Genomic DNA, 22581 nt, shown 5'->3' with positions numbered 1-22581 from the left:
TTATTGACTTATTCCCTTGGGCCTCAGGCGCTGGAGCTAGATAACTATAAGGAAGATTCCTAATTGAATAATCTCTATTTTAGCATTGATAATATTGGTTTGCACAGTTTGAACAATCGTATGGAAGGAGGTCCCTTCATTGTTTCGGTCTAAACTAAAAACCGTTTTTTTATCCGTTTCCGTCATCATTTTAGCTGCTTCACTTATTTCTTTTCCCCAGGAGTCATTTAACGCATCCATTCGAGGCCTTAATATGTGGTGGAATATAGTCTTTCCTTCTCTGCTGCCATTTTTTATTGTATCGGAAATGTTAATTGGTTTTGGAGTAGTTAAGTTCATTGGTGTGTTGTTAGAACCCCTCATGAGACCACTGTTTAAAGTACCGGGTGTAGGCGGCTTTGTTTGGGCAATGGGCATGGCCTCTGGGCAGCCTGCCGGGGCAAAATTTACTTCACGCTTACGTCAAGAAGAACAACTAACCAAAATTGAAGCGGAAAGGCTTGTATCTTTCACCAATTCTTCAAATCCATTATTCATTTTTGGTGCAGTAGCAGTCGGCTTCTTTAATAATCCAAAAATAGGATTTCTTTTGGCTGCTGCTCATTATTTAGGCAATATATGTGTAGGAGTTATCATGCGTTTTTATGGAAAGGAAACACCAGAAGAAACTAAAGAAAAAAGAAAAAAATTCAAAATCAGGACAGCCTTGTCTGCACTCCATCAAACAAGACTAAAAGATAATCGGCCAATTGGAAAACTTTTAGGTGATGCCGTTAATTCATCCATTCAAACGTTATTAATGATCGGCGGCTTCATTATTTTATTCTCTGTGATTAACAAATTACTTTATCATTTACATATAACGGCGACATTGGCAAAATTGATTGACGTTGTACTATCTTCATTGTCATTCTCAGATTTGTTAAGCATTCCGTTTATATCGGGAATATTTGAAATCACGCTTGGGAGCCAACTAATCAGTCAGGTACAAGATGCAACCTTGCTGCAAAAAGCAGTAATCACCAGTTTTATCCTTGCTTTTAGCGGTTTTAGTATTCAAGCACAAGTTGCCAGTATCCTAGCCCAAACAGATATCAGATTTAAACCATTTTTTATTGCACGTATCTTACAGGGGATTTTCGCCAGCATTTTTACTTTACTTTTGTGGAAACCGCTTTACGTTCGCTTTAATAGGAATGAACAGCCTTCTACTGCTTTACCTGTTGGTTTTCTTGAAGATAGAGCATGGGCAGCAAATCATTTTTACCATAAAATGATCGAAGTGGGGCCGCTCATTACGCTGATGGCACTGTTTGTGTACATTGTCATATTGTTTACTCGGTTAAAAAAGAGTTAGACAATTTGCCTAACTCTTTTGGTTATTCAACTTTTTATTTCAATTTTTCTTGCGTGAATTTTTTGTGCAACTCTTTTTCGACAATAGGTGGAACAAGGGATGAAATATTGCCGTCATATTTTGCGACTTCTTTTACTATACTCGAACTTAAGAAGGAATATTGGCTGTTTGTCATAATAAAAAAGGTTTCAATATCTTCATCTAACACCCTGTTCATCGAAGTAATTTGCATTTCGTACTCAAAGTCGGAAACAGCCCGCAAGCCTCGGATAATCGCATTGGCATTGACAGCTTTAGCGTAATCAACAAGTAAGCCTGAATGTACATCAACCTTCACGTTCGGGAGATCTTTTGTTACCTCTTTAATAAGGTTCATACGTTCCTCGACGGTGAATAATGGATTTTTAGATGAATTGTTTAAAACGCTCACATAGACAGTATCAAATACTTTGGCTCCTCTTTTTATAATATCTAAGTGGCCATATGTAATTGGATCAAAACTTCCTGGACAAACAGCTATTCTAGCCAAATTGACTCCCCCTCACTCATTGCTGGATTTTGAAAAAATCGTAACAGCAATAATCCCATACTTTTCATGTTTAATTTGCGAAAATTTCCCTACAGTTATTGGTAATTCTACATCAAAGCTATGTTCACAAACAACGATTCCATTTGTTTTCACCAAATTTTGTTCATCCATCTTTTCCATTAAATTAACAAGCTGTTGTTTTTTGTAAGGTGGGTCTAAAAATATGTAATCAAAACAGATTTCTCTTTTTACAAGTGCTTTTAAAGCTCGCTCTGCATCATTTCGAAAAATTTCCGTTTTCTCTTCAAATTTACACGCTTTAACATTTTCCTGGATGACATGTATAGCTTTTGATTCTCTATCTATAAAAATAACTTTATCCAAGCCTCTGCTCAGTGCCTCTATACCTAAGCCCCCGCTGCCAGCAAATAAATCCAACCCAATTCCCCCATCGAAATAGGGACCAATCATATTAAATAAAGCTTCCTTCACTTTATCCGTTGTAGGGCGTGTTGTATTTCCTGGAACAGCTTTAAGAGGTCTTCCCTTGCATATACCTGAAACTACTCTCACTGCCGTATCACCACATTTTTTCATAAATAATTTTTTCTTAATACATCCTACCACAATTTATAAAAGAGAAACAATCTGTTCTGTCTATCTTTCAGCTGTTTTTTACAACCAGTTATCATTTGTTCAATTGAAAATTTATAAAAAAGACGTATAAGCTTGGACGTTGTGGAAATAATGTAATTAACAACATCAATTCGAGGATGTTGTTGCCAACCGCGGAGAAGACTTACGTTTCCCCATAAGTTCTTCCTCCGGTTTCTCCTCTCCCTTTGCCTTCTATCCTTAATGAGGATGTAGAAGGACCCTGCAGAATTTTCTGCAGGGTTTTTTTTGTTTTTTAAAAGGTGAGGGCCCGAGCCCTCACCTTTTCATATACCCATTTTATAATCATATTCCTTCGCTTTATCTGGTGATGAATTCTCATATTCCATTCTAAGGAAAGGTTTATACGAAGGTTCTACTTTTTTGACAAATGAAAAAGAATTTAACTTTTCCATAATTCCTTCTACTTCTTCTTGATTACAATACAAAACCACATATTTCAGTTTTTTTGAAACATAATGAACATTTCCGAAGCGCCTTAGCATTTTAGCTTGCTTTAATGAGTAAAGCCAAACTACTAAACCTTGTCTTTGAACAAACATACTTTTTTCCCCTTCAGCAAAACCATCATTTTACATAAGTCTAGCACATTAAAATGGTCTATTTCAATTCAAACTTTCCATAAAAAAGAAATCAGCTTAAGATAAGCTGATTTTCATCCGCACCCACAACTTCCGCCGCTGCCACAGCCACTGCCATGACTACTTTCAAAAAACGGGTTTCCAGTAGGTACTTTTATATGTTCTGATACGGAACCGCCGATTAACATACTGATTTCATCCAAAAGACCTTGCAAATCATTTTCTGCCAACTTAAATTGAGCCACAATTGGGTCCAAATCCATTTCGCGTTTATATTGCCGAATTTGCATCATGATTGTTTTATAGTCAGGATGGTATTTTCCAAACCGTTGGACCTCTTCATAACGCTCTTTAAGGCTGACAAACCGATTGATCTTTTGCTGAGTTTCCTTATTAGTTTGCATATTATATAAACAGATGTGATATTGTTCCGCTATTTCGGACTCTAATACCATCTTAGCTAATTCTTCTGCATGCTCAAGTAGCTCAATTCTTTCTAAAGTAGCAAGCACTTACGCTCACCTCCACAGCTATTTTACCATGAAAATAGTGAGAAAGCGAAAGTTTCACTTTATCTTGGGATATTTACCATAAACTCTTTGGATAAACCGTATGGCTCATTACTTAATTTGACAACCTCAAGTTTCATTTTATGCCGTCCAGGAGAAAGACCCTTAATAATAAAGGCAGCGGATGTTACCTCAGATTTTCTTTTTCCATCCATCCACACAATTATTTTTCCAATCTTTTGTTTGGAATGATCAGCAGCTCGAAAACTAATCCCTGTTAATATACACTCAACCAGTACTTGATTTCCTTTTACCCCATGACGGACAAATAATGATGGGAATTCTTTTGATGCTTGATTATAAACAGGAATAATGTCACGGTAAACAACCCTTGTTTCCTCAATCGACACGGTTTTTTGCTTTGTTTCTGGCTTTGGTAAATCCCTCTGACATCCAGCTGCAATTCCTGCCGTTAATAACAGCAGAACATAAAATGGTAAGATTTTCTTCAAAACCATCACTCCTTTATGATGTATTGTTCGCCTCCTTTTTCTTTTTTAGTCTCCATTTCGAATTACATTAAAAAAGGCCACACCATTTCAATGTGGTCCCCTTGTTAGGTTTGTGTCTTCATTGCTTGGAACATGTTGTACATCATGGATGCCATTTGGACACTATTTGAAAACTTCTCTACTTGATCAGGTATTGTTTTTTTATAATAGTGTAAGGATGCAACTTCCAGCGCCTGTAGATCATATGGATTCCTTGATAATTTCCGATACCAGAGAGGCTGCTCCCTTACAAATTGTTTTAGATCTTTCTGACGTTCTAAATATTCCAATACATCTTTTCTCATTCTAATGTTCCCTTCATGTTAGTCTTTTCGGAATAAAAATGGATGCTTGGGCCCTTCTTGTGGTTTTATTTGACCTTGTGCAGGATTAGGATTACCACTCTGAAATTGTGAAATGACTCCCTGGATAGCGCCCAACGCCTGACTTAAACTATTTATATGCCCTTGTACTTGATTGGGGTCCATTTTTTTGACCATGCCCATTACATTGGACATCCAATCTCCCTTTGAGTCGTTAGTTGTTTTAGCCTCTGGATTATTTTCTGCCCCGATCGATTCCCAGCGTTTATCATCTTCCCCTAATAAGTACCAGTCCTCATATAACTCTTGCCAAGTGGCCTTCCCATTCCGAACTTCTTTTATAATCTTTGGGTTATTTTTCACAAACTCTTTAAATTGGATGACGGAAGGATGGAGTTTTTTTTGCGTCATATATCTCACCTCTGCCCATATTAATCGCCACTAATACAATATGTAGAAAACGATGAAAGGTGAGAAATCAAATCGTGTGAAATGATTTATAATTATGCTTCTAAGTGGTAAGATGACTACAATAGTATACTATTTGGCGTTCCAACCTAGAAAACGATGAAAGAGGTAAAAGAATGAAAGAGCAATTACGTCAACTATTAGAATCATGTCTTGAAAATGGATCAGAAACAGATTTTCAGGTATTGCAAACCCTATTGGAAGGAGTCCAAAAAAAGATTAATCGAATCAGGAGTACTTTTATTGATGGGATTCTTCATATGGAACCAAGTATTGGCCAGGATTCCTGTGAAATAACTATACCTATTAATTCCGTTATTGAAAATACACTAGGCATTGTTCACGGCGGGATCACTGCAACCGTGCTCGACACGGCAATGGGCGTTATGGCCAATAAATTGCTTCCTGAAGGTTTTGGTGCTGTTACAAGTCAGCTTAATATCCATTATATTGCTCCAGGAGTAGGTGATACACTTCGGTGCAAAGCTGAAATTATACATAAAGGCAGCCAAACGATGGTAATATCCGGAGAGGCTTTCCGCAGCGATGGGAAAAAGATTGCCCATGCAACCGGTACTTTTTTTATTATCAACAAGTAAAATTGGAGGCGTTTAGTCATTATGGTTACCGCCATAATTATCCCCATTATTTGTCTGTATTTTTTTTGGCTGACAAGAAAAGAGATGAAAGAACAGGACAAGAAATGGCTATCCGCTGGAAAAGTCCGGGAAGAAGCTATTCTTACAGGTGAAGTTACTAGTGTTTCGGGGGAAAAACAGAAGTTTTATTATCATCGATACCTCTTTGTTCAAACAATTAAGCTGCAAACGGCAACAAAATTAATCAGCGCGATTAAAGTAACACCTGTTACTAAAAACGTGAGAATAGAGGAATTCATTGCAGGCGACCTCCTCCGTGTCTACGGAAGTTGGGATGGCAGCAAATTTGTATTCAACCATTACGAAAAGAAAAAAAGGTGACAATTACGTCACCTTTTCCTTTTCAGCACATTCCACACTTGAACCTTTACTGTTCCGATTTTTGAATGAAGTTTTGTGTAAAGTATTTTTGATAAACTCCAACTCCAAGATGGGTATACTCTTTATTCAATAATGCTTCTCTGTGTCCTTTACTATTAATCCATCCCTCTACTACAGCAGGTCCATCCGAATAGTTGGCGGCAATATTTTCACCGGCTGCTTGATAAACGACCTTTGCTGTCTTTAAACGATTGGTAAGATCTCCGAATTTTTTGGATGTATGGGAAAAGTCATTGTTTTCAGCCATATCTTTGCTATGTTGGTATGCGACCTCTGCTGTCTGTTCATCCCAGATTAGTGGTTTTAATTTATACCTTTTTCGTAATACATTCGAAATATCAAATATCTGCTGTTCAGTGCTATTTTCTATTCTGGTTCTTAAATCCTCGCTCAGAACAGGCGGCTCAATTAACGTACCACTATAAACCAGTTCATAGGGCCGTTGTTTTATAAGTGTTTCTGCATTAAGAAACCGAACGCTTGATAAGTTACCAGTAAACTTGTCAATGTAGAGTTGGACGTAAATATCACCTAGTTGCACCATAGGCCGAAGATTTAAATCAGTATCATTTAATTCAAAACGATAGGAATTTCCATTTAGTTCAAGATTAATATTTGTTTCAAAAAATTGAGTATTAAATATTTCCTCAACTGGCTGTCCTATTTCAAACGGAGCCACATCAAGGGTTTCCCCAATGGCAAAGATCGTCACAACTTTTTTATTTTCAACTCCAACTTGTAGATAGCGGTTATTTGTTTGATTATAAATATACCATTGATAACCATACAGAGATTCATCGATTCTAGCAGGTGTTCCAAATTCTTTTTCTAAGTTAGAGACGTCCTGTCCAATCCATAAGGCTAACCCTTCGCCGGGTTTATCTAAAGTTATTTTATTTCCTGTTTCATTATTTGTCCCCTGCAGCATGTGTTGGTCCATTTCTAACGGATGATCTTCCTTGATCAACACTTTACTTTCATTGTTTTCGTTAACACTAACATAAAAACCAATTGTTAAAAAAACAACTGAGAGTATTAGAATTCTACTAAGTGTTCGCAGAGGCATTCACCCTCTCTATACCATTTTCTATCATTTTATGTATTGATAAAATAATTATATCATTTATACCATACTTAGTAATAGTCATTATCAAAAATGTCTGATTAATAAACAGTTAATAAAGAAAACAGGTACTAATTGTACCTGTTTTCTTAGAGGAATTTCAATATTTATATAATATTTTTAATGTTGAATTTCATTACTTTTGTGCTCGGATATTTCTGTCAGTGCTCCTTTTGCTTGATCATCCGTTAACTCCCGAATAGCAAAATCCCCAAGGGAAACAATTCCAATTAACTTTTCATTTTCAACTACAGGTAATCTGCGAATTTGATGTTCGGCCATTAACTTAGCCGCTTCCCTACTTGACGTCTCAGGGCTAACCGTTACCAATGTGCTGCTCATAATATCTTCGACCTTAGTTGAACCTGGTTGTTTTTCTGCCACTCCTCTAATGACAATATCACGGTCAGTGATCATGCCCACAAGTTTATCCTGATCAACAATTGGGATAGCTCCTACATTTTGTTCCTTCATTTTAACCGCCACTTCAAAGATATTATCTAATAATGTACAACACTCAATGTCATCGGTCATAATATCACGAATTTTTTCCATGCCTTTTACCTCCAGAATCCATTTTATTTTCCTTAACAATAAAATAGGTTTTACCAATCCGTTTTGCTTTATACGATTGAATCTATTGATTGCAAGTTACAACATTTTCAACTATTATTAAAATGAATTATACTTGCTGTAATACCATATAAGAAACATAGGGATAGGGCAATCGTTATAGGAGGGAATATGAATGCAATTCGACAATACTGGAATTGAAAAATTTAAAGCCGAAATTAACCGTTTAGATGAGGTTATGCATGAACACGGCTTAGTTCGAGCAGGTCAATGGGACTATGATCGAGTTACATATGATCGTAAATTTGAATTAAGAGAAGGGGTTTTTTATCTCCGTATTCAAGGTTATTCGGTTGAAGGTGATGTGGATACCTTTAAGGCAATCATCCAATTGTTACCGCCACTTTTAGGTAAACATTACTACCCGCACGGCGTCGAATATGGCGAGGGTGAGAATTTCCCAACTTCACTTGTAAATCAATGTAATAAAATACTTGAACAAGTAAGTGAAGAAATCAGTAAGTTTGCACTATAAGTAAAAAGGAAGAGCGCTGGACCAATTCCATTGCGCTCTTCCTTTTTTTAATATCAGAATTTATAAGTGTTGGCTTAGAGAATTGTCTAGCTCCAGCGCCCTAGCGGCTAGTGTCCTTCGCTCTCCGCCCTACGATAAGTCAACATCGAATCACCTTCGGCTCTTCGTGTTTCCTTTATCTCAGTTGGAGCGCTCCAGGCCATACGCCGCTGAACAGGGCGCTTGCGCTTTCCTTATAACCCAAGTATCGCTTTTATCATCGATGTTGTTTCTCCACCATGATAAATCACATATAACAATAAATACACGGCAACACCAGTTATAGCTGTAAAGAACCAAATAAAACTTGTGATCGGACCGAGTTTGCGATGAATAGAAAGCTTATTTTTATAACCCGTGGTTAAAGAAGCGATTCCGAAACCTGCTCCAATTGTTGCTAATGTAATATGAAAAACCAAAAAGATCGTATAATAAATCTTTATATCTTCCGGTCCTCCAAATGAAGTGTTCCCTATAAAAATGGTACGTGATGCATAAATGATAAAAAAGATAAGTGCAAAAATGCCGGCAACAAACATTGTTTTCTTGTGTGCTTCAATTTTTCTTTGTTTAATTTGCCACCAGCCAATTGCCACAGTGATCGCACTTAAGACAATAAAGGAAGTACTGATAGTAGGTAAAATTGGAATAGAATGCATTGGTTTATCCTCTCTTAGTAAAGATACTACCCTCATTTTAGTTGAGTTTCCTAGTATTTTCAAATAATATACTAAAAAAACCCCCAGTAGAATGGGAGTTTATTCAATAAGTTTAGGATTTAAGCTGTGATTGTTCATTTCACGCTCAGATTCTTCTTGATCCTTACGATACCATTCAAAAAATACCTGCGCTAAAACCACAGCGTATATAACTTCTTGAATAATTTTCATCACCACTCCGCCCAGCCGTTGATCTTCAACTAAGGTCATTGAGCTAAATAGTTCCGGTCCACTTAAATTTAAATTTGCAAATGTAGATGAACCCACACATAAGCTCATTGCCTGTCCCCAGACTTCCGGATCATGGTAGGTGGCATATAATGACGAATTGGAAAAAATGATAAGTGCACAAGCAGGAGTTATCAAGATACCATTTCCAAAAATATAGGCTACTTTTTTAATACCACTTATTGTTTGATATTCTGGAAGCGGGTTAATTAATGACCACCATAAACCAATAGCTAAAACAAATAGAAGGATCGAGTATCCACCATGCAAATATCGATTTTGCATCACATGATCAAAAACAAGGGGAATATGGTAGAAAGAAAAGAAACCATTAAATAAAATAACTGAAACAACTGGTTTCGTTAATAACGTAAAGATTTTGTTTATTACCTTAATATTTATTATCGTTCTCCATAGCCAGGAAGGAATCGATAGAATAAACAAGGGAGGAATTAGAAAGACTAAAATTACCATTGTAATCCCATGAATATAAAACAATAGATGGCCCATTAAATCAAGCGGCGAACCTTTTATTGCATACACTAAAATCATGGCTGTCAAAAATAATGCCGCCTGTTTTACTGTCAATGGCTCACTAGCTTGGAACTTTGATCGAAATGTAATAGTTATGAGAAAATACGCAGCCGTTAGGACAATTAAAATAAACAAAAAGTACGGGCTCCAAAGGGCTTTAAAACCAAAGATATCTATTGTAAGCACCTTGTTATCACCTCAATTTATAGTAAAAGACTTGTCTTTATTATATCCATAGAGTTTTTAGTATGCAAAAAAATTGCATCTAATTATCTTTCTCCACCTAAAAAGAAAATCGGCTTAACGCCGATTTTCTTTTTTTATTCCTACCACCAAATAATGGTAACAAATGTCAAAATAGTAATTAATCCTACTAATAACCCTGAGAACAAAAATAACGTAGGCGCTTCATGCCCTTTATGACTCATGTGCATAAAGTAAAACAACTGAAAAACAACTTGCACTGCCGCTAATAAAAGGATAAATGGGACCGTAAACCATTCCGTCATTCCTTTCATAGCCACAACAGCGAAGGCCACAAATGTTAAGAAAAGCATTAAAGTAAAGGAAACAACTTGATAACGCATTTCTTCCGCACTTTTTTTGCGGCGATATTCAAGGTCAACTCTTGGATTACCTGAGTTTAATGGCTGATTTGTCATGTTATCCCACCATCCCCATCAAATATACTACGGTAAAGATAAATACCCAAACTACATCGATAAAGTGCCAATATAAACTGGCAACATAGAATTTGGGTGCATTATAAAGACTAAGACCACGTTTAGAGTTACGAATCATTAATGTAAGGATCCAGCACAAACCAAAAGCTACGTGGCCGCCGTGGAAGCCGACAAGTGCATAAAAGGCCGAACCGAATGCACTACTAGTAAATGTATGCCCCTCATGAACATAATTCGTAAATTCATATACCTCACTGGCCAAGAAACCCGCACCTAAAACTACGGTAATGCCAAGCCAAATCATCATTTTCTTAAAGGCAAAATTCTTCATGTGGTACATAGCATATACACTTGTGATTGAACTTGTTAATAACAGCATAGTCGCCACAAATGTAAGTGGTAATTCAAACAAATCCTTAGCCAAGTGCATATTTGTATTTGGAACCTTATCTTTCAATGCTAGATAGGTTGCAAAGAGAGAGGCGAATAAGACTGTCTCTCCCCCTAAGAATAACCAAAAACCTATAAATTTATTTTTTGCTTCAAGGGTAGATTTCTCCGGCTCTGCAGGCCATGTTTCTAACGTCATTTTTTCTTCAACGTTCATTATGCCTTAGCCCCCTTTTCATCCTGTAATTCTTCTTTATGAATATGGAATCCATGATCGTCCTTAATTGAACGCAAGAACATAGAACCAAAAGTGATCAATAAACCAATAATCATAACTGGCAGCGCCCATGATACTTTATCAACGTGATACATGGCACCAAATGCGGCAATAAACAAACCGACAGCAATCATAAATGGTATGAAGGAAGAATTTGGCATATGGATATCTCCCAAGGGTTCTGCCGGTGTCATCCCTTTTTTACCTTCCATTTTTTCAATCCAATAAGCATCTAAGCCGCGAACAAGCGGAAGTTGTTTAAAGTTATAAAATGGAGGTGGTGAAGGTATTGCCCATTCAAGTGTTCTACCGTCTCCCCATGGATCATTGCCAACTTTAACATTTTTAACAGAGGTCATGATTATGTTATATAGAATAACAAGAACACCAATGGACATAAATGCTGCTCCAACTGAGCTTACTAAGTTGGCAGCTTCAAACCCTTGTCCCGGAAGGTATGTGAAGACACGACGCGGCATACCCCATAGACCTAAGAAGTGCTGAATAAAGAATGTTAAATGGAAACCAATGAAGAAGAACCAGAAGGTAATTTTTCCTAAAGTTTCGTTTAACATTGTTCCAAACATCTTTGGCCACCAAAGATGTGTTCCCGCTAAGATAGCAAGGACAACACCACCAACAATAACGTAGTGAAAGTGTGCGACAACAAAATACGTATCATGATATTGATAGTCTGCAGCAGCGGCGGCAAGCATTACCCCGGTTACTCCCCCCATAGTAAAGGTTGGGATAAAACCAAAAGCATAATACATCGGAGTCGTAAACTTAACACTTCCACCCCACATGGTGAAAAGCCAGTTAAAGATCTTAATTCCTGTTGGTACTCCAATTGCCATTGTTGCAACGGCAAAAATGGCATTTGCAACAGGTCCGAGACCAGTTGTAAACATATGGTGAGCCCAAACCATAAAGCCTAAGAATCCAATTAACACGGTTGCAAACACCATTGACGAGTAACCGAAAAGACGTTTTCTTGAAAAAATCGAAAAGATTTCAGAGAAAATACCAAAAGCAGGAAGGATTAAGATATAAACTTCAGGGTGTCCGAAAATCCAGAATAAATGTTCCCAAATAACTGTGTTACCACCCATTGTAACATCAAAGAAATTACCTCCAAACATACGGTCAAACATCATCAAAGTCAAACCAACAGTTAATGGAGGGAATGCAAATAAAATTAAGGCAGATGCAACAAATGTAGTCCAAGTGAACAATGGCATCCTCATGTATGTCATACCCGGAGCACGCATATTTATAATGGTAACAAGAAAGTTAATACCACCAATTAAGGTACCAAGACCAGAAATCTGCAGGCCTAGTACATAAAAATCAATTCCATGCCCCTTTGAATGTAAAGCAAGTGAAGCATATGATGTCCACCCCGAATCAGGCGCTCCACCTAAAAACCATGAAAGGTTTAGGAATATTCCACCAAAGAAGAATAACCAAAATCCTAATGCGTTTACAAATGGAAAGGCAACGTCACGCGCACCTATTTGTAATGGCATTACCGCATTCATAAAACCAAATAAAAGCGGCATTGCGGCTAAGAAAATCATGGTTGTTCCGTGCATTGTGATAATTTCATTAAATGCACCTGCGCTAACAAAATCATTATTTGGTACTGCAAGCTGGATGCGGATAAAAACAGCTTCAAGTCCGCCAACTAAGAAGAAAAATCCACCTGCAATCATATATAGGATGGCAATTTTTTTATGGTCAACTGTTGTTAAAAAGTCCCATACTGTTGCGCCAAATCCTTTTTTTTGAGCAATGGTACTCACAATTTTACCTCCCTTTCAACAAATTCCCCTTTTATTCCTGAACCTTTAAGCCCATTAAATATTCTGCAACTTTATCAATTTGATCATCGGTAAGATTATATTTACCAGTCATCATATTACCTGGTTTATAGGTCTCAGGATTTTTGATCCAATTTTTCAATTCATCTTTATTATGATCTAGAATACCGGCTACACGTGATCTGTCACCAAAGTTTGTTAAGTTCGGTGCTACACGAGCAGTATCTGGCATTTTATTAGCAGGTGTGACTGCATGACAGCCAATACAGCTTTGATTAAAGATTTCTTGACCTTGCGCAGCTACATCAGTTTTAGCTTTTTGCGGTTCTTTAACGTTCTGCATAGCAGTAACCCAATCGTCAAATTTGTCTCGACTCATGGCTTTTACTTTAAAATCCATTAGAGCATGTGATGGACCGCAAAGTTCAGCACATTTCCCATAAAATAGATTTCCTGCTTCATTTGAACGCTTATCATCAAATTCCAACCAGAATTTGTTAATGTTATCAGTGTTAGTATCCATCTTTCCACCAACAGCTGGAATCCAAAATGAGTGTTTTACATCCATAGATTTTAAATTAAAATAAACTTTCTCATTTGTAGGTACCACTAATTCCTGACTGGTTACAATTTTTTGGCCAGGATATTCAAAATCCCACCAATATAAATGCGATCTAACATTAACAACAAGTGCTTTTGAATCTTTTTTATCCATTGGTCCCACATCAGCAAGCTTAAAGGTTGCTGCAACAGTCGGAACTGCCAGGATTAAAAGTAATAGTATAGGAATGGCTGTCCAAATAATTTCTAATTTGTGACTTCCTTCTACTTGTTTAGGTATTTTATCATCCTTTCTTCTAAAACGAACAAATACCAAAATAAAAATAACTACTACTACTAGGATTACCCCTACCATGACATAAGTACTTAACTTCATTAAATCATATTGCATGTCTGCAACTTCACCGGCAGGTTTTAACGCTGAAACGAATGGTTTACCACATCCGGAGAGTACAAGCGCTAATAACGCAAATAACGATACCAAGCGCCACTTTGCAAGCCTTTTCATAGCCTAATCAAACCCCTCTTTCACTAATAAATTCTAATAATAATGTTTGGTCAAAGAAGTATGTAGAGATTCTTTTCTAGTTAATAAAACTAAAAAAGAATCGTAAGCAAAACTAAATCAATGTAACGATTACCATTGCTACAAAAATAATAGTTAAATATTGCAAAGAATAAACAAACATTAGTTTTGCCCACTTAATGTCATCTTTGATCCTATATCCATAAATCCCTAACACCAGCCACCCAATATTTAAAACGGTTGCTAGAATCAGAAATGGGATTCCTAATTTGGTAAGAAAAAATGGAATTGGTAAGAGTAGTGCAACCCAGACTAAAATGTGGATTTTTGTTGTTTTAAAACCCTTTACCACAGGAAGCATTGGAACTCCGGCTGCTCTGTATTCATTAACCCTTCTCATTGCAAGAGCATAAAAATGGGGGGGCTGCCAAACAAACATTAGGACAAACAAGGCCCAAGCCATGATATCTAGGTTAGCATCAACAGCTGCCCAGCCAATAAGTGGTGGTACTGCTCCAGATATACTTCCAATAATCGTGTTTGAAACTAACTTTCGCTTTGACCATAATGTATAGAGAAAAACATAACTAAAAACTCCAAGCAGTCCAATTACTGTTGCAGTCATGGTAGTAAGGAACAAACAAAGAGTTCCCAGCACTATAAGAATAATCCCTAAAGCTAAAACTTTTACAGGTAAAATCTTTCCTGTAACAGTTGGTCTTGATTTGGTTCTTTCCATCAAAGGATCAATGTCCCGATCAACATAATTATTGATGGCGCATGATCCAGCAATAATCAGGGAAGAACCTGCGACGGTAAAAAATATAATATCTAAATTATTTAAAAAGCTTTGGCCAGAAAAGTGAAGAGCAAGCCAAAGTCCAGTAAATGTGGTAATTAAATTGGAATTAACGATTCCAATTTTAATTAGAGCCATTAAGTCTTTCCAGAACGTAGTATTTTCCATTGCTGGTTTAAGACTTGCAACACCATTCTCTATGGCCGGTCCTCCATAAACCTTTGGTTTGGACATTATTATTCCTCCTAATCCTTACTAACAAATATTCACCAATCAACAAATATCAATACACCCATAATTTTAGTCAACTGTTTACTTTAGAAAGATATTACGAATAAGTCCTTCGTTATCTCCTATTTCAAAGACTAAGAGGATGATTAGTTTATTTTCAAGTGATTTTAAAACACTTTCTCTGTATATTAAATCACATTTTTTGGTGTTTTTGTGAACTTTTTTTGAATAATTTTTAACTAAATTGTGACAATAGTCAAATTCAGTTGGGGAACTAACCTTTTTGTGTCTATTCATGTATTAATTTGTCTAATTTTTTCTTAGATCAAGGGTAATTTCAAGCATTTTGTCTAAAAAAGTCCAATACCCATTAAAAACATAAATAGATATATTTAAATATTCAGCCCTTCTTACATTACTAACAGACTTAAACTGTAGTTTCAACTATTTTCACTATAATAATAGTGGAATGTAGATATTATTCATTTTATTTGTTATTTATTAACTTCTCTAAAAATCTATGCTGAAATTCTGTTCTTTTTTGTTTTTATTCGTTATGATTAATAAGGACTTTTCATTTTAGTTACTTTTCCCATTTATTATACTGTCAGGATAATCCAATGACAAATTATTGAACTTTTTTAAGAGGTGAATTTTTTTGCGACGTTATTTAAAGTGGTTCGCAGTTGCAACTACCATTGCAATGATTTTTATTTTATTAGGTGGTGCACTTGTGACCAAGACTGGCTCTGGAATGGGCTGTGGGAGATCCTGGCCATTATGTAATGGTAAATTTCTCCCATTAGAAATAACGCCTGAATTAGTGATTGAGCTTGCACATCGTCTCGTCTCTGGCCTAGGCGGCATTATGGTACTTGTACTCTCAGTTTGGTCATGGAAAGCAATTGGCCATATTAGAGAAACCAAGTTTCTTTCCATACTATCTTTTTTCTTTTTACTTTTACAAGCATTAATTGGGGCTGCCGCAGTTAAATGGGGACAATCCAGTTTTGTTCTTGCATTGCATTTTGGAATATCGCTCATTTCATTTGCTTCGGTTTTCTTATTAACATTGTTAATTTTTGAAATTGATAAGAAGTTTGACGCAGACAAGCTATACATTGATAAGCGGATGGGCTTTCATATCGTTAGTATTTCGATTTATAGCTACCTTGTTATTTACACTGGGGCTTTGGTCCGCCATATGAAGGCTAGCCTCGTTTGTCTCGATTGGCCTTTATGCTCAAATGGTTCATTTTCATTACCAACCAACATCTATGAATGGGTGCAAATGGGACATCGTGCTGCCGCTGGACTTATTTTTATCTGGATTGGTTATATATTTTATTTGGCCGTACGCCATTACAAGGAGCAAAAGGTTCTTTATTGGGGCTGGACGATCTCTTTCATTCTTGTTTCCCTCCAAGTTATTGCAGGGGCATTGATTATTTTTACTAGGTTAAATCTCTTAATCGCGCTCCTACACGCTTTCTTTATTACATGCTTGTTTGGTCTACTAAGTTATTTTCTCCTGCTTTATTCAAGATCTAGGCGAAATCATCAATAAGAAAGAGGATGTCACCACAGACATCCTCTTTCTTATTTAGCCTTTTGTCAATTCAAGTAATAAATCCCCTGTTAGGATTGACTCTCCATTAGATACATAAACATCCTTCACAATTCCTGAAAAAGGAGCTTGAACGGTCGTTTCCATCTTCATTGCTTCTGTGATCATTAAATGGTCACCGCGTTCAACTTTCTCACCTTTTTCAACTAGCACTTTAATAACTGTTCCCGGCATGGAGGCTGAAATATGTTCTTCGTTTTTCGCATCAGCTTTTAATCTTGATATAACGGTAGATTTAATACTTTCATCCTTAATTAACACTTCTCGTGGCTGCCCATTTAACTCAAAATAAACAATTCTTGTGCCATCTGCCATAGGCTCACCAATTGACACAAGCTTAACAATCAGGGTTTTACCCGTTTCAATTTCCACTTCAATTTCTTCACCAAGTCTCATCCCATAAAGGAATGTTGGTGTATCAAGCATGGAAATATTCCCATATAAGTCCACTGTCTTCATATATTCCATAAACACCTTTGGATAAAGTGCATAAGCAATAATCTCAAAGGATGTTACTTGTCGGCCAAGCGCTTCAAAAAGTTCTTCCTTCAGCTTCGAGAAATCCACTGCCTCAAGTAACTCCCCTGGTCGTACCTCTAACGGTTTCTTCCCTTTTAAAATGACCTTTTGCAATTCTTCCGGAAATCCTCCGTATGGCTGTCCCAAGAATCCTTCAAATAATTCAACAACAGAGTCAGGAAAATCAAGTGACTGTCCCTTTGACAACACATCCCCTTCTGTTAACTCATTTTGAACCATGAACAGTGCCATGTCCCCAACAACCTTGGATGATGGTGTCACCTTTACAATATCACCGAACATTTTATTTACACGGGAATACATATCTTTTACTACTTCCCATTGCTCCCCAAGTCCGACGGCCTTTGCCTGTTGTTGAAGATTACTATATTGTCCGCCCGGCATTTCATGCTGGTATACTTCTGAATGTGGTGAGATCATTCCACTTTCAAAATCCTGATAATACTTGCGAACATCCTCCCAATAGTAAGATAATTTTTCTAATGCATTAATACTTATTTTGGGTTTTCGAGAGGTTCCTTCAAGTGCGTAAAATAAAGAATTCGCACTCGGCTGTGACGTTAATCCTGCCATAGTACTTATAGCTGTATCGACAATATCCACTCCGCCTTCGATGGCACGTGCGTAAGTAAAAATACCATTTCCACTTGTATCGTGTGTATGAAGGTGAATTGGGATATCAACTGCCTCTTTTAATTCTGAAACTAAACGATAAGCAGCTTCTGGCTTTAACAAGCCTGCCATATCCTTAATGGCTAATATATGGGCTCCTTGTTTTTCTAACTCTTTTGCTAAGTTTTTATAGTATTCTACATTATACTTTGTTCGGGCAGGGTCCAAAATATCTCCTGTATAACAAATCGATGCTTCAGCAATTTTCCCTGTCTGTCGTACTGCATCAATGGCTACTTCCATTCCCTTTACCCAGTTTAAGCTGTCAAAAATTCGGAATACATCTATCCCAGCTGCTGCAGATTGATTTACAAATTCTCTTATGACATTGTCTGGATAATTTTTATAGCCAACCGCATTTGCTCCACGAAATAACATTTGTAACAGTACATTAGGAATTTTTTCACGAAGTGTTAATAATCGATCCCATGGGTCTTCTTTTAAAAATCTATACGCAACATCAAATGTTGCACCGCCCCACATTTCAAATGAAAACATATTTGGCAATAGTTTAGCAGTCTGTTCAGCAATATGGACAATATCTGTTGTCCGCATTCTAGTCGCTAATAAAGATTGATGGGCATCTCGATAAGTGGTATCTGTTAATAAGACTTGCTTTTGGTCTTTCACCCATTGCACAAGTCCATCCGCTCCATGCTTATCTAGAATTTGTTTTGTCCCTTCTTGATAAGGAAAATTATATTCTAATGCCGGAATCCTCGGCTTAGAAAATACAGGTCTTTTCTTTTTCTCAACACCCGGAAAACCATTTACAGTCACCGTGCCAATGTAACTGAGCATCTTTGTCCCTCGGTCTTTACTGACAGGAAAGATAAATAACTCAGGTGTTGTATCAATAAAGGAAGTATCATATTCACCATTTCTAAATTTCTCATGCTTAACAACATTTTCTAAAAAGGGAATATTGGTTTTAATCCCTCTTATTCTAAATTCCTGGAGGTTTCGAACCATTTTAGCTGCGGCCTGTTCAAAGGTTAATGCCCACGTAGAGAGTTTAACGAGCAAGGAATCATAGTATGGTGTGATGACAGCACCTTGAAAACCATTTCCTGCATCAAGACGTACTCCAAAGCCTCCACCTGAACGATAGGCCATAATTTTCCCTGTATCAGGCATAAAATTATTAAGTGGATCTTCCGTTGTAACACGGGACTGGATTGCAAATCCATTCAATTGGATTTTCTCTTGTGTTGGAATTCCGATAATGGGACCGTGCAAGTCATGACCTTCGGAAACCAATATTTGTGTTTGAACAATATCAATACCTGTTACCAATTCTGTTACGGTGTGTTCAACTTGAACACGAGGATTCACTTCAATAAAATAAAAATTATTTCCAGAAACAAGAAACTCGACCGTTCCAGCATTTAAATAATCCACATTTTTCATCAATTTTACAGCTGCTTGACAAATCTGCTCACGTAGGTCATTGGAGATCGACACACTTGGGGCAACCTCCACTACTTTCTGATGACGTCTTTGAACAGAACAATCCCGGTCATATAGATGTACAATATTCCCATGTAGATCCCCAATGATTTGAACCTCAATATGTTTTGGGTTTTCAATTAATTTTTCAAGATATACTTCATCATTGCCAAACGCTGCCTTTGCTTCTGATTTTGCCCGTTCAAACGCTTCGTGAATTTCTTCACGAGATTTAACAATTCTCATTCCACGACCACCGCCACCAAGAGAGGCCTTAATAATAAGTGGAAATCCATGTTCATCTGCAAACTCTTCAACATCATGTACGCTACTTACTGGACCAGCACTTCCAGGTATTACCGGGATATTAGCAAGTTCAGCTTGTCTTCTTGCTTTTACCTTATCACCAAACATATCAAGGTGAGTGGACGTGGGACCGATAAAAATAATGCCTTCTTCTTCACAACGTTTGGCAAAATGAATGTTCTCTGACATAAAGCCATAACCGGGATGAATGGCATTTACTCCGCTTTTTTTGGCGATGGAAATAATTCCGTCAATGTCTAAATAAGCATCTATCGGTTTTTTCCCTTCCCCTACTAAGTAGGCTTCATCTGCTTTATAGCGATGGTAGGAACCCGAGTCTTCTTTTGAATAAATAGCAACAGTCCGAATATTCAGTTCAGTACAAGCGCGAAAAACCCTTATTGCAATCTCTCCTCGATTGGCTACTAATACTTTATTTATCTGTCTTGTCACGTAAAGCACCTCATATTCTATGTATTTTTAAAAACGCAAGGGATTGCTTTCCCCCGCGTTTTCATTACAAATAGTATAACTTTCCGTCTTGAGATTTTAACTTTTTGCCCATTTGTTCTTGCTTTTGATGTTTGTATTTTTTTTCAAATTTAACAAACATCGACACATTCACAAGAATTCCAGTTGAAGCTGCAAGCATTAATAGCGACGATCCCCCATAGCTAATATATGGGAGGGTAACTCCTGTCAGTGGAATCAATCCGGAAACACCTGCTAGATTGATAAAAGACTGTATTCCAATCATACTGGAAATTCCAATCGCTAGCAGACTTCCAAAAGGGTCCTTGCATTGCAAACCTATATAAATTCCTCGTAAAACAATATAGGCCAATAGGATAATGACAAAGCCAACACCCCAAATACCTAACTCTTCTGCAATAACAGCCATAATAAAGTCTGTATGAGATTCTGGTAAGTACCCGAGTTTTTGAATACTTTTTCCCAAACCTAATCCATTTACCCCTCCAGAACCAATTGCTATATATGAGTTCGCTAAGTGAAAGCCGGCATTTTGAGCGTCAGCAAACGGATTCTCTAATACAGAAATCCGGCTCATCCGCTTCTCTGAGAATATAGCATCTCTTGCTACAAAGGCAATAGGCAATATAACAATCAGAGCCATGATAAGTAATTTCGAGATGCTTTTAAAATTCATCCCAGATGAAAAAATGATTGTAGCAGCAATAGCGGCAATAATGATCGCCGTACCATAATCGGGCTGTAATACTATTAATCCACATACGATAAAAAGAAAAACTAGTGGAGGCAAAACACCTTTATTAAATTGATTAATATAGGCCTGTTTCTTAGCATAGACAGCTGCCAAATAGATGATTACCGTAAGTTTCACAAACTCAGCGGGTTGCAAACGAAAAGAACCTATCGAATACCAACTTTGTGCGTTTCCGGCAGTATGTCCAAACGGAAAGAGCCCTACTAGTAACAAAATTGATCCCATTACCATTGGAACCTGAAACCATTTTGTCATTTTCATGATTTTGTAGGGAGCACTTGCAAAAACAAAGAAGATTGCAAAAAAATACACAAGCCACTCTTTTTGTTTTTGATAAAAATAATCAGGCGGGACATCATATCGTTGCACAGCTGAAGCCATGCTGGCACTATAAACCATTACAAGCCCAAAAGCACACAAAAGGGTAATGGCAATAATTAACGTATAATCATATGATTTCAATATTTTTTTGACCATGTACGACATCCTCATTTTCAGGATTAATATATACACTCTATTATAATAGAAAATGAGTGTTATTACTTGAGGAAAAAACCATTTGTTACAATATTTTAATAAAGAATTTTTTAATATCTTACAGCAGTAATAAAAAACCCAAACAATTTCCGGCCATTGTTTGAGTTCTTAACCATTATTTTTTTAAGGATGCATCATGAAGCGCAGATAGCTCTCTCTCTAATTGATCTAAAATTGCTTTTCCATCCTTACCATCTATTAAGCCTAATCGAACAGCAAAGTCTATTTCTCTTGAAAGGCCAAACATTTGTGTATCCAACACCTCTTCATAAAGAGGACATTGAGGCATCGTGAGATTGTCCATTTGCACTTTGATAAGCTTTAATATCTTTTCAGCGTCACCCTGTAATAAAGCTAAGGCTTTTTCCTGATGATTCACGATCATTTCAGACGCCAACACTAATCCCCCCATTTCAGAGCGATAATTCAACTTATCTATAAATTTTACCGTTTACAACTGAAAATTGCAAGAAGAATGAAGGATATTACCAAAAGGAGTTACTTTTATGACAATCCAATCAAAAAAAGATATACTTAAACATGGTTAGACTTTAGGGGGTATTGAAGATGGAAAATATCATCATTATATCAGGAAAAGTGAAATATACGATCACACTAGATCCAGGTGTCTGGATATTTGATGATCGTCGTATTGATTTAACTACTTACTCATGGAAACAAAAGGAAAATGAAGATTCCCAAGAGGCTTATACAAAGGCAGTTTCAAAGCATTGGGATCGTGAAATAATGGAAGGGGCCATCTATCCTCCAACATTAAAAACCGAAAAGAAATTCGAAAAAGAAAAGGTATTAACTGGCACTTTTGGAATTCCCTTAAAACCATTTTTGTTAAATGCCGAACCGGAAAAAAATGCAAATCGCCTCATTGTACAGACGACAAAGGAAGATCATGAATTTTCGCTTGAACTAGCATATGAATTCATTTTAGGATATTCAAATAACGGGCAGCCATTATCAGCCGATGGACCTGTTCATCTCTACTTTGGTGACGGTTCCAATCAGGAAAGCCCTATTAAAAATGTAACTGGTTTTAAAATAAAGTAAGACTTCCTTCAGTGAGGAATTTTGCCAAATAGTAACAAACAGGCGCCATAGTATGGCGCCCGTTT

Annotated in this window: 26 protein-coding genes; 6 read left to right on the top strand and 20 right to left on the bottom strand. The window is 36.9% G+C overall.

Going from position 1 to position 22581, the window contains the following annotated elements; genetic code table 11:
- Positions 1 to 36: 36 nt before the first annotated feature.
- Positions 37 to 240, bottom strand: coding sequence for a hypothetical protein (locus AC3ANL_RS08045; protein WP_488329854.1), 204 nt, complete (start codon positions 238 to 240; stop codon positions 37 to 39).
- On the opposite strand from AC3ANL_RS08045, the gene ylbJ reads away from it, so the two are divergent.
- Entirely contained in the window at positions 185 to 1357 is a 1173-nt protein-coding gene (ylbJ, locus tag AC3ANL_RS08040; RefSeq protein ID WP_488329682.1) for a sporulation integral membrane protein YlbJ, read from the top strand. The genes AC3ANL_RS08045 and ylbJ overlap by 56 nt on opposite strands.
- A gap of 34 nt (positions 1358 to 1391) precedes the next feature.
- On the opposite strand, the gene coaD is transcribed toward ylbJ, so the two are convergent.
- The 7 genes from coaD to AC3ANL_RS08005 form a co-directional block, all read right to left on the bottom strand.
- Complete coding sequence (gene coaD, locus AC3ANL_RS08035; protein WP_488328708.1) at positions 1392 to 1886, bottom strand: pantetheine-phosphate adenylyltransferase; 495 nt, start codon at positions 1884 to 1886, stop codon at positions 1392 to 1394.
- A 12-nt stretch (positions 1887 to 1898) separates the two neighbouring features.
- Positions 1899 to 2459 (bottom strand): 16S rRNA (guanine(966)-N(2))-methyltransferase RsmD, encoded by a 561-nt coding sequence (gene rsmD, locus AC3ANL_RS08030; RefSeq protein WP_488328707.1) that lies wholly within the window; start codon positions 2457 to 2459, stop codon positions 1899 to 1901.
- Positions 2460 to 2827: 368 nt separating this feature from the next.
- Positions 2828 to 3103 (bottom strand): YlbG family protein, encoded by a 276-nt coding sequence (locus AC3ANL_RS08025; RefSeq protein ID WP_488328706.1) that lies wholly within the window; start codon positions 3101 to 3103, stop codon positions 2828 to 2830.
- A 113-nt stretch (positions 3104 to 3216) separates the two neighbouring features.
- Positions 3217 to 3654: a YlbF/YmcA family competence regulator gene (locus AC3ANL_RS08020; RefSeq protein ID WP_488328705.1), complete on the bottom strand. Its 438-nt coding sequence runs from the start codon at positions 3652 to 3654 to the stop codon at positions 3217 to 3219.
- 59 nt (positions 3655 to 3713) lie between these two features.
- Complete coding sequence (locus AC3ANL_RS08015) at positions 3714 to 4163, bottom strand: hypothetical protein (protein ID WP_488328704.1); 450 nt, start codon at positions 4161 to 4163, stop codon at positions 3714 to 3716.
- Between the two features lie 104 nt (positions 4164 to 4267).
- Complete coding sequence (locus AC3ANL_RS08010; protein WP_488328703.1) at positions 4268 to 4507, bottom strand: YlbE-like family protein; 240 nt, start codon at positions 4505 to 4507, stop codon at positions 4268 to 4270.
- Between the two features lie 18 nt (positions 4508 to 4525).
- Entirely contained in the window at positions 4526 to 4936 is a 411-nt protein-coding gene (locus AC3ANL_RS08005) for a YlbD family protein (protein WP_488328702.1), read from the bottom strand.
- Positions 4937 to 5109: 173 nt separating this feature from the next.
- On the opposite strand from AC3ANL_RS08005, the gene AC3ANL_RS08000 reads away from it, so the two are divergent.
- Together AC3ANL_RS08000 and AC3ANL_RS07995 are read left to right on the top strand one after the other, a co-directional pair.
- Positions 5110 to 5592, top strand: a complete 483-nt coding sequence (locus AC3ANL_RS08000; protein WP_488328701.1) for a PaaI family thioesterase — start codon at positions 5110 to 5112, stop codon at positions 5590 to 5592.
- A 21-nt stretch (positions 5593 to 5613) separates the two neighbouring features.
- Positions 5614 to 5973, top strand: coding sequence for a hypothetical protein (locus tag AC3ANL_RS07995; protein WP_488328700.1), 360 nt, complete (start codon positions 5614 to 5616; stop codon positions 5971 to 5973).
- A gap of 46 nt (positions 5974 to 6019) precedes the next feature.
- Here AC3ANL_RS07995 and AC3ANL_RS07990 read toward each other — a convergent pair whose 3' ends face one another.
- Both AC3ANL_RS07990 and AC3ANL_RS07985 read right to left on the bottom strand, forming a co-directional pair.
- Positions 6020 to 7099, bottom strand: coding sequence for a CAP domain-containing protein (locus AC3ANL_RS07990; RefSeq protein WP_488328699.1), 1080 nt, complete (start codon positions 7097 to 7099; stop codon positions 6020 to 6022).
- Between the two features lie 177 nt (positions 7100 to 7276).
- Positions 7277 to 7711 carry a CBS domain-containing protein gene (locus AC3ANL_RS07985; protein WP_488328698.1) on the bottom strand — a complete coding sequence of 145 codons (435 nt, stop codon included), beginning with the start codon at positions 7709 to 7711 and terminating at the stop codon, positions 7277 to 7279.
- A 193-nt stretch (positions 7712 to 7904) separates the two neighbouring features.
- Between AC3ANL_RS07985 and AC3ANL_RS07980 the strand changes: the two genes are divergently transcribed.
- Positions 7905 to 8264: a YugN family protein gene (locus AC3ANL_RS07980; protein ID WP_488328697.1), complete on the top strand. Its 360-nt coding sequence runs from the start codon at positions 7905 to 7907 to the stop codon at positions 8262 to 8264.
- A gap of 233 nt (positions 8265 to 8497) precedes the next feature.
- Here the strand turns inward: AC3ANL_RS07980 and AC3ANL_RS07975 are convergent, their stop codons facing one another.
- The 7 genes from AC3ANL_RS07975 to cyoE form a co-directional block, all read right to left on the bottom strand.
- The gene (locus tag AC3ANL_RS07975; protein ID WP_488328696.1) at positions 8498 to 8962 is read right to left on the bottom strand and encodes a DUF420 domain-containing protein; all 465 of its coding nucleotides are present in this window, start codon (positions 8960 to 8962) and stop codon (positions 8498 to 8500) included.
- Positions 8963 to 9061: 99 nt separating this feature from the next.
- A complete protein-coding gene (gene ctaG, locus AC3ANL_RS07970) occupies positions 9062 to 9970 on the bottom strand; it encodes a cytochrome c oxidase assembly factor CtaG (protein ID WP_488328695.1) in 909 nt (302 codons plus the stop codon).
- A gap of 140 nt (positions 9971 to 10110) precedes the next feature.
- Positions 10111 to 10446, bottom strand: coding sequence for a cytochrome c oxidase subunit IVB (gene ctaF / locus AC3ANL_RS07965; protein WP_488328694.1), 336 nt, complete (start codon positions 10444 to 10446; stop codon positions 10111 to 10113).
- 1 nt (position 10447) lies between these two features.
- On the bottom strand, positions 10448 to 11074 hold the full coding sequence (locus AC3ANL_RS07960) for a cytochrome (ubi)quinol oxidase subunit III (protein ID WP_488328693.1): 627 nt from the start codon (positions 11072 to 11074) through the stop codon (positions 10448 to 10450).
- Positions 11074 to 12939, bottom strand: a complete 1866-nt coding sequence (gene ctaD, locus AC3ANL_RS07955) for a cytochrome c oxidase subunit I (protein ID WP_488328692.1) — start codon at positions 12937 to 12939, stop codon at positions 11074 to 11076. Before ctaD ends, AC3ANL_RS07960 begins: the two co-directional genes overlap by 1 nt.
- A gap of 31 nt (positions 12940 to 12970) precedes the next feature.
- Positions 12971 to 14026 carry a cytochrome c oxidase subunit II gene (gene coxB / locus AC3ANL_RS07950; protein WP_488328691.1) on the bottom strand — a complete coding sequence of 352 codons (1056 nt, stop codon included), beginning with the start codon at positions 14024 to 14026 and terminating at the stop codon, positions 12971 to 12973.
- Between the two features lie 112 nt (positions 14027 to 14138).
- Positions 14139 to 15077, bottom strand: coding sequence for a heme o synthase (cyoE, locus tag AC3ANL_RS07945; protein WP_488328690.1), 939 nt, complete (start codon positions 15075 to 15077; stop codon positions 14139 to 14141).
- Positions 15078 to 15732: 655 nt separating this feature from the next.
- Between cyoE and AC3ANL_RS07940 the strand changes: the two genes are divergently transcribed.
- Complete coding sequence (locus AC3ANL_RS07940) at positions 15733 to 16641, top strand: COX15/CtaA family protein (protein ID WP_488328689.1); 909 nt, start codon at positions 15733 to 15735, stop codon at positions 16639 to 16641.
- 36 nt (positions 16642 to 16677) lie between these two features.
- Here AC3ANL_RS07940 and pyc read toward each other — a convergent pair whose 3' ends face one another.
- The 3 genes from pyc to AC3ANL_RS07925 all read right to left on the bottom strand — a co-directional run bounded on the left by pyc (position 16678) and on the right by AC3ANL_RS07925 (position 21848).
- Positions 16678 to 20121, bottom strand: coding sequence for a pyruvate carboxylase (pyc, locus tag AC3ANL_RS07935; RefSeq protein ID WP_488328688.1), 3444 nt, complete (start codon positions 20119 to 20121; stop codon positions 16678 to 16680).
- Between the two features lie 64 nt (positions 20122 to 20185).
- Entirely contained in the window at positions 20186 to 21391 is a 1206-nt protein-coding gene (locus AC3ANL_RS07930; protein ID WP_488328687.1) for an FtsW/RodA/SpoVE family cell cycle protein, read from the bottom strand.
- A 175-nt stretch (positions 21392 to 21566) separates the two neighbouring features.
- Positions 21567 to 21848 (bottom strand): Fpa/YlaN family protein, encoded by a 282-nt coding sequence (locus AC3ANL_RS07925; protein ID WP_488328686.1) that lies wholly within the window; start codon positions 21846 to 21848, stop codon positions 21567 to 21569.
- A gap of 170 nt (positions 21849 to 22018) precedes the next feature.
- Between AC3ANL_RS07925 and AC3ANL_RS07920 the strand changes: the two genes are divergently transcribed.
- Positions 22019 to 22516, top strand: a complete 498-nt coding sequence (locus AC3ANL_RS07920) for a peptidyl-prolyl cis-trans isomerase (RefSeq protein ID WP_488328685.1) — start codon at positions 22019 to 22021, stop codon at positions 22514 to 22516.
- The last annotated feature ends 65 nt before the right edge of the window (positions 22517 to 22581 follow it).

This window comes from Neobacillus sp. DHD-1R, from assembly GCF_057747995.1.
Note: the sequence above shows the minus strand (reverse complement) of the source record. Positions and strands in the feature narration are given on the sequence as shown.